At 69.3% G+C, this 5977-nt stretch carries 6 protein-coding genes; 2 read left to right on the top strand and 4 right to left on the bottom strand.

Translation table 11 applies throughout. The features are described 5' to 3' along the window. Nucleotides 1-45: 45 nt before the first annotated feature. Genes AB0C29_RS29735 through AB0C29_RS29745 form a run of 3 tightly spaced genes read right to left on the bottom strand, consistent with a single transcriptional unit; the run spans nucleotide 46 to nucleotide 3299 of the window. Nucleotides 46-1416 (bottom strand): sugar ABC transporter substrate-binding protein, encoded by a 1371-nt coding sequence (locus AB0C29_RS29735; protein WP_360826910.1) that lies wholly within the window; start codon nucleotides 1414-1416, stop codon nucleotides 46-48. Further along, complete coding sequence (locus tag AB0C29_RS29740) at nucleotides 1416-2369, bottom strand: carbohydrate ABC transporter permease (RefSeq protein WP_360826913.1); 954 nt, start codon at nucleotides 2367-2369, stop codon at nucleotides 1416-1418. The genes AB0C29_RS29735 and AB0C29_RS29740 overlap by 1 nt, the downstream gene beginning before the upstream one ends. A gap of 9 nt (nucleotides 2370-2378) precedes the next feature. Further along, a complete protein-coding gene (locus AB0C29_RS29745) occupies nucleotides 2379-3299 on the bottom strand; it encodes a sugar ABC transporter permease (protein WP_360826916.1) in 921 nt (306 codons plus the stop codon). A gap of 129 nt (nucleotides 3300-3428) precedes the next feature. Between AB0C29_RS29745 and AB0C29_RS29750 the strand changes: the two genes are divergently transcribed. Then, the gene (locus tag AB0C29_RS29750; protein ID WP_360826919.1) at nucleotides 3429-4577 is read left to right on the top strand and encodes an ROK family transcriptional regulator; all 1149 of its coding nucleotides are present in this window, start codon (nucleotides 3429-3431) and stop codon (nucleotides 4575-4577) included. A gap of 9 nt (nucleotides 4578-4586) precedes the next feature. On the opposite strand, the gene AB0C29_RS29755 is transcribed toward AB0C29_RS29750, so the two are convergent. Beyond that, on the bottom strand, nucleotides 4587-5087 hold the full coding sequence (locus AB0C29_RS29755) for a DinB family protein (protein WP_360826922.1): 501 nt from the start codon (nucleotides 5085-5087) through the stop codon (nucleotides 4587-4589). A gap of 92 nt (nucleotides 5088-5179) precedes the next feature. Between AB0C29_RS29755 and AB0C29_RS29760 the strand changes: the two genes are divergently transcribed. Beyond that, on the top strand, nucleotides 5180-5755 hold the full coding sequence (locus tag AB0C29_RS29760; RefSeq protein WP_360826925.1) for an XRE family transcriptional regulator: 576 nt from the start codon (nucleotides 5180-5182) through the stop codon (nucleotides 5753-5755). The last annotated feature ends 222 nt before the right edge of the window (nucleotides 5756-5977 follow it).

Here is a 5977-nt window from a genome sequence, read left to right on the forward strand (position 1 = left end):
CGGCAACCGGGCCCGGTTGCCGCCGCGTGCCGGTGATGACCGCAGCTACTGCGCGACCTTGAACAGATCGTTGAGCTGGTTGTTGAGCTCGGTCAGGGAGCTGACCGGCTTGCTGCCGAGATACACCGCGTCGAGGCGCGGTTGCAGCAGGGCGGTGATGTCCGCGGCGTTGGTGGTCACCGGGAACAGGAACGTCGTCTTGTCCTCAACCTGATCCGTGAACGCCGTGACGTCGAGCTTGCGTTCGTTCTTGTTGTAGGCGACGGCGAGCTCGGTGGCTTCCGGCCGGGCCGGGAACACCACGCCGGATTCGCCGATGAGGTTCTGGCACTGCTCGCCGGACATGAACTTCACCCACTTGGCCGCGTTCTCCGGTTGCTTCGACAGCGTGGTGACCGAGTCCGCGAGACCGTTGAACATCGAGGCGCGTTTGCCCGTCGGGCCGATCGGGGTCGGGGCGACACCGATCTCGAGCTTCTGGCCGGCCGCGTCGGTGAGCTTGGTGAAGGTCGAGATCATCCAGGAGCCGCTGATGCCCAGGGCGGCGATTCCGGACTGGAGCTGCTTGTCCGTGTTGATGGGGTTGCTTCCGCCGATCTCGGCGTAGGTCGGCATGAAGCCCTTGTCGGCCAGCCCGAAGTACCACCGCAGGGTGTCCTGGAACGCCGGCTGGTCGAGGTTGAAGCGGGTGCCCCAGGGGTTGGTGTCGGTGACCTGCCAGCCGGCGCTGGCGGTGAACGCCGACCACTGGGTCTGTCCCCAGCCGCTGCCGCCGGCTCCCTCGGAGGCCAGCCCGTGGGTCTTGACGTTGTTCTTGTCGAAGCCGGGCTCGTCGCCGCGCACCCCCTTGGCGTCGATGGTCAGGTGGGCGATGAGTTTCTCGAAGGTGCCGCCGTCCTGCGGATTCCAGGACAGGTCCTGCAATAGGGCCGGGTCCACGCCGGCGGCGTCCAGGGCCGCCTTGTCGTAGAACACCGCGACCGTGTCCCAGTCCTTCGGGGCGCCGTACCGTTTGCCGTCCTTGCCCTTCCACAGCTCGGCCAGGCCCGGCTGGTAGTCGCTGTCCTGGAGGTCGCTGGTCGGCGCGAGGTCGTCCAGCGGCCGCAGCACCTCCAGGTCGACGTACTGGGCGAACTTCGCCAGGTGGTCGGTGAAGACATCCGGTGCGGCGTCGGCGATGAAGCCGGCGGTCAGCTTCGACCAGTACGAGTCCCAGCCGTACTGCGAGATGTTGATGCGCAGGCCCGGATTCTGTTGCTGGAACGCGTCGGCGCACTTCTGGTAGCCGGGTTGCTGGGCGGAGTCCCACAGCCAGTACTCGATGGTGCCCGTGGTGCCGCCGCTGCCGGCACCTCCGCAGGCGGTCAGCAGGGTCAGGGTGAGGGCGGCCGCGGTGGCCCGGTAGCTACGTGACATCACTTGATCCCGCTGAAGCCGATGGAGTTGACGATCCGTTTGGCGAAGACCATGAAGAGCAGCAGCATCGGCAGCGCGGCGACCAGGGTGGCGGCCATCAGGCCCGCCCAGTCCGGCCCGGTCTGCGGGGTCTGCGACTTGAACACGCCGAGCGCCACGGTGAGCACCCGGGACTTGTCGGTGTAACTGACCATCAGCGCCCAGAAGTACTCGTTCCAGACGGAGATGTAGGTGAGGATGGCCAGCGTCGCGATGGGTGCGGTGGACATCGGCAGGATGAGCCGGAAGAACACCCGAACCTTGGACGCGCCGTCGATCAGCGCCGCCTCCTCCACCTCCTTGGAGATGCCGAGGAAGAACTGGCGCAGGAAGAACACCGCGAACGGGGTCATCAGCATGCTCGGCAGGGCGATGCCGAGCAGCGTGTCGACCAGGCCGAGCTGCTTGATGAGGACGAAGTTCGGCAGCAGGGTGAAGATGGTGGGGATCATCAGGCCGCCGAGGAAGAAGCCGAACCACTTCTCCCGGTTCTTCCATTCCAGGCGGGCGAAGGCGTACGCGGCCATCGCGGAGAAGAAGACCTGCCCGACAGTGACCAGTGTGGACACCACCACCGAGTTGAACAGGTAGCGCCAGAAGTTGATGGGCTGCCCGGCGCCGCCGGCGTCGATCGCCTCCTGACCGCTCTGCAGGCCGAAGACGCGGGCGAAGCCATCCCACGACGGCTGCACCGGCAGCAGGCTCTCACTGCCGGCGTAGAGGGCGTTGTTGCTGGACAACGCGGTGCGCAGCATCCAGTAGAACGGGAACAGGCTGACCGTGATGACCACGATCATGAAGGTCCAGGCGAGGGCGCGGCCGACGCTGAACCGCTTCGGCTCCGGAGGCTCGACGGTGGGGGAGACAGGTGCCGGTCCGATGGTGGTGGCCGGGGGAGCGGTGTCGAGGGTCATGCTCGCTCCTCAGTTCAGGTCGGAGGTGTCGGCCCGGGTGACCCGGTACTGGATGAAGGTGATGATCACGAGCACCAGCAGCAGTGCGACCGACATGGCGGAGGCGTACCCGAACTGGAAGCGCCCGAAGGCGACGTCGTAGATGTAGTACTGCAGCACCCGTGACGAGTCGACCGGTCCGCCGCGGGTGGCGATCGCGACGGTGTCGAACACCTGGAACGACCCGACCACCGTGATGATCAGGACCAGCGCCAGCACCGGGCGCAGCAGCGGGACCGTGATGCTGCGGAACATGCGGGGCTCGCTCGCGCCGTCCATCCGGCCCGCCTCGTACATCGTCTCCGGGATGGTCTGCAGGCCCGCGAAGATCAGCAGGGCGGTGTAGCCGACGTGCCGCCACACGTTGATCAGCGCGATGGTGGGGATGACCAGGGCATCGGAGGACAGGAACGCGACCCGGTCCAGCCCGATCGCGGCGATGAGCGTGTTACCGATGCCCAGCTGGTAGTCGAGGATCCAGAGGAAGACCAGTGCGGCCACCACGTTGGAGACCAGGTACGGCGTCAGCACGATGCCCCGCAGCCAGGTCCGCCGGGTGAGCCGCTGCATCATCACGGCGATGACCAGGGCCACCGCCGTCTGCAGGGCGATGTTGATGACGACGTAGTAGATCGTCACCCGCATCGAGTTCCAGAACACCGGGTCCTGGGCCATCCGGACGTAGTTGTCGAGGCCGTTGAACTCCGGCGGGGTGAGCAGGTTGAACTTGGTGAAGCTCAGGTAGATGCCGCGCAGGGTGGGCCAGACCATGAAGACCAGGAAGCCGATCAGCGCGGGCAGGATGAACATGAGCGCCAGGCGGGTGTCGTCCCGTTTCTTGGCGCGCGGGGTGCCGGTCCGGTCCGGCCGGGTGGTGGTGCTGAGGGCCATCGGATCCTCCTTCGCCCGTCGTCGCGGGGAATACCGCGGCAGGGGCTACTCGGCCGGATTTACTTTCAGCCAGGTTGAAAATAAGGCCGCGAGTTCGAAGTGACAAGGGTCACTATTTACGCTTGATGCATGGCACCCCTCTCCACCGCCGAGCTGGCGGTGACCCGGCACCTGCTCGTGCACGGGCCGACGACCCGCGCCGCCCTCGGTGACCGGCTCCAGCTGTCGTACGCGTCGATGTCCCGCCTGGCCCGCGCGCTGACCGACGGCGGCCTGATCACCCAGGACGTCGAGCCGGAGTTCACGGTCGGGCGTCCGCGCCAGATCCTGTCCGCGGTGCCCGGCGCCCGGCACGTCGTGGGCTGCAAGCTCACCGCCGACCGGGCCTACGGCGTCGTGTGCGACATGTTCGGCGAGGTCCGCTGGGCGGCGAAGGCGGCCCTGCCGCGCCGGCGCAGTGACGGTACGGTGCCCGTCGCGGCAACCGTGAAGACCGTGGCGCGGCTGGCGCAGAGGCTGGCCCGCCGCGTCCCGTCGGTGGACGGCATCGCCGTGTCGCTGGGCGGCGTCGTCGTGAACCGGTCCATCGTCCGGGAGGGCACCTTCCTCGGCTGGCGCGACACCGACCTGGCCACCCCGCTGCGGGCGGAGACCGGCCTGCCGGTGGTCGTCACCAACGACGTCACCGCGCTGGCCCGCGAGGAGCTCTGGTTCGGGGCCGGCCGCACCCACTCCACCTTCGGCCTGATCACCGTCGGCGCCGGCCTCGGCTTCGGCGTCGTCCGCGAGGGCGTCGTCGTGGAGGAGCTGATCGACAACGGTCACCTGCTCGCCCACGCGCCCCTCACCGGCCGCGGCCCCCGATGTTCGCTCGGGCACGCCGGCTGCGTGGCCGCCTACCTCAACCGCGAGGACCTAGAACGCCATGCCTCGGTCGCGGCCGGCCGGCCGGTGACCTTCGACGAGCTGGTCCAGGCGCGTGCCGCCGGCGACCGTACCGCCACCAGACTGCTCACCGGCTCCGCCCGGGCCCTCGGCCACCTGGCCGCCACCTTCGCCGGGGCGCTGCAGACCACCCGGATCGTGCTCGCCGGGGAGGACGTGGCCGAGATCGCCGCGTCCCCCGCCCTAGCCGACGTGGTCGCCGACCGGCTCCGCCCCGGCGCCGACGAGACCCAGCGCTGCGCCCTCGACATCACCACCGCCACGCTGACCTTCAACGACTGGGCCCGCGGCGCCGCCGTCGCGGGTGTCCAGCACGTCCTGGGCGCTCTCTGACGGAGGCCATCACGCGGACGGCACCCGGGTCCGGCGCGGCCTGGCCGCGAGGAGCTGCTCACGCAGGATGTCGGCGTGACCGCAATGCTGGGCGAGCTCCCGCAGCACCTGTACGTACAGCGCCCACATCGACCGCACTTTCCGGCCGCTCACCACATGCTCGAGGCCGAGTCCCCGCACAGCCGCCCGGGACTCCTCACACGCGGTGCGGTGCGCGGCCTGGACGGATTCGATGGTGTCCCCGGGCCGGAGGATGAACGAGTGGCCCGGGGTGGCGGCCACCCCGAGCTCCTTGAGCGATCGGCCGGTCAGGACGTGCCCGAAATAGAACCTCTCGACGTACGTCAGGTGCTTGACCAGCCCGAGCAACGTCGTCCGGGACGGGACCAGGGAAGCGCGGGCCTCGTCCTCGCTCATGCCCTTCAGGCTGTCGTGCGCGGACCAGCGGTGCTGATCGAGCAGCTCATCGAGGCGGACCCGCAGATCGCGGGTCCAGGGCGGTTGACCCATGGCAGCTCCTCCTCGGTTCAGGCGATGGAGTCGAGCATCCGCACCACGGGCACCAAGGTGCAAAGCCCGTTGCCAAATGGCAAGCTGCGATGATGGACGAGGTGGAGCAGGACGTGCTGGCGGGCGTGGCGGGGCGGCTCCGGGAGGTCCGCCGGGCCCGAGGGGCCAAGCTGATCGACGTGGCGCAGGAGACCGGCCTGACCCCGAGCACCCTGTCCCGGCTCGAGACCGGCAAGCGGCGCCCCACGCTGGAGCAGCTGCTGCCGCTGGCCCGCGCGTACGGCACAACGCTGGACGAGCTGGTGGGCGCCAAAGACACCGGCGATCCACGCATCCACCTGCGCCCGGTGACGTACCGCGGCATGACGTTCGTGCCGCTGACCCGGCGGGCGGGCGGCATCCAGGCGTTCAAGGTGATCTACCCGCCGGCGTCCGTCTGGGGCGAGCCGGTCCCGCGCACCCACGAGGGCTACGAGTGGCTGTACGTCATGAACGGGCACGTCACCCTGCTGCTCGGCAACCGGCGGCTGCGGCTGGGGCCGGGGGAGGCGGCCGAGTTCGACACCGGAATACCGCACTGGATCGGCAGCGCCGACGAGAGCCCGGCCGAGCTGCTCACCCTGATCGGCATCCAGGGCGAACGCGTGCATCTCGCCACGTCGACGTAGTGAGCCCGAGGCGCCGGCTCACAGCGACAGCAGCAAGCGGGGCCCGGGCGCCGGCTCACGGCGACAGCAGCAGGGGAGTCCGGGCACCGGGCTCAGAGCGACAGCAGGAGCAGGGGAGCGGCGGCTGCCCACGCCTGCGGCGAGCATGAATGCGGGTACGGCACCGGTCCGCGCCCCCGCTCGCGGGCCAGCCCGGTCATGACCTCGGGCAGCCGGCCGTCG

This window comes from Actinoplanes sp. NPDC048791, from assembly GCF_040650095.1.
In the GTDB taxonomy this organism is placed as follows: Bacteria; Actinomycetota; Actinomycetes; order Mycobacteriales; family Micromonosporaceae; genus Actinoplanes.